Origin of the sequence: Streptomyces sp. C (assembly GCF_000158895.1) — a bacterium.
Lineage (GTDB): Bacteria > Actinomycetota > Actinomycetes > Streptomycetales > Streptomycetaceae > Streptomyces > Streptomyces racemochromogenes.
Window position 1 is genome coordinate 5,731,925 of sequence record NZ_GG657750.1, and the last position, 1,102, is coordinate 5,733,026.

At 80.3% G+C, this 1,102-nt stretch carries 1 pseudogene; it reads left to right on the forward strand.

The features are described from left to right. Positions 1-1,102 (forward strand): annotated as a pseudogene (locus SSNG_RS42335) (serine protease); the annotation flags it as partial.

Sequence of the window (1,102 nt, forward strand, 5' to 3'; positions counted from 1 at the left end):
CCCGGTCCAGCCCGGCGGGGTTCGCCGGGGACGGGATCGAGGGAGCGGGTGGCGGGGGTCGCGAGGGCCGCCGGGCGGGGGTTGCTGGTGGTGCTGGACGTCCCCGAGGAGATGCCCCCGCGGCTCGCGCACCGCCTGGAGGCGTGGACCGCGGCCACCGCCGACTGGCTGCGCGGTACCGGGGTCCGGCTGGTGGTCGCGGCCCGGCCCGAGTACTGGGAGCGGGCCGGGGGCCTCTACCCGCCGGAGCTGCTGCACACCCCGGCCCGTCCCGCCCGGCGGCTGCCGCCCGCGCTGCCCGTCGGCGACCTGACCCCGCAGGAGGCGCGCGAGGCCCGGGCCCGGCTGGGGATCCCGGACGACGCGGTGCGGGAGGCCGACGCCCGGCACCCGCTGACCCTGCGCCTGCTCGCCGGGATCCGCGCCGCCGAGGTCACCGCGGGCCGCCCGGGCCGTGACGAGGTCTTCGCCGCGCACCTGGACCTGCTGGCCCTGCGCGTAGCCGTCCGGATCGCGGCGGCGGCCGGTGCGGGTGCGGGTCACGGGGCCGGGGTCCACGGCCCCGGGGTGCGGCGGCTCGCGGCCCGGGTGGCCGGGCGGGTGCACGAGGCCGCCCGGCGCTGCCTCGGCCCGGGGCAGGGCCAGCTGGACCGGGCCGCCTTCGAGGAGCTGTTCCCCTGGCGCACCGGCTGGGCCTCCGCCGTCCTCACCGAGGGCCTGCTGGTCCCCGCCGGCCCCGGCTACCGCTTCGCCCACGAGGAACTGTCCGACTGGCTCCAGGCCGGTCACCTCGACGTCCCGGGTGCCCTGGACGGCCTCGTCCACCACGGCCCCGCCGACACCGGCCCGCCCGTACCCCGGCACCGCATCGGGCCCGTGCTGGAGGCCCTGCGTCGGCTCCCGCCCGCCGAGGCGCGCGTACGGCTCGACGCCCTGGTGGCCGCCCTGAACACCTTCGCCGAGCAGGCGACCGCCGCCGGATCCCCAGGACCGGTCCACCCCGACCGCGTCTGGTGGGCCTCCCGCCTCCTGCGCGCCACCCTGCTCGGCGCCGCCGACGCCGCCCCGTACCTGCCCGTCCTGCACGCCCTCGCCGAACACG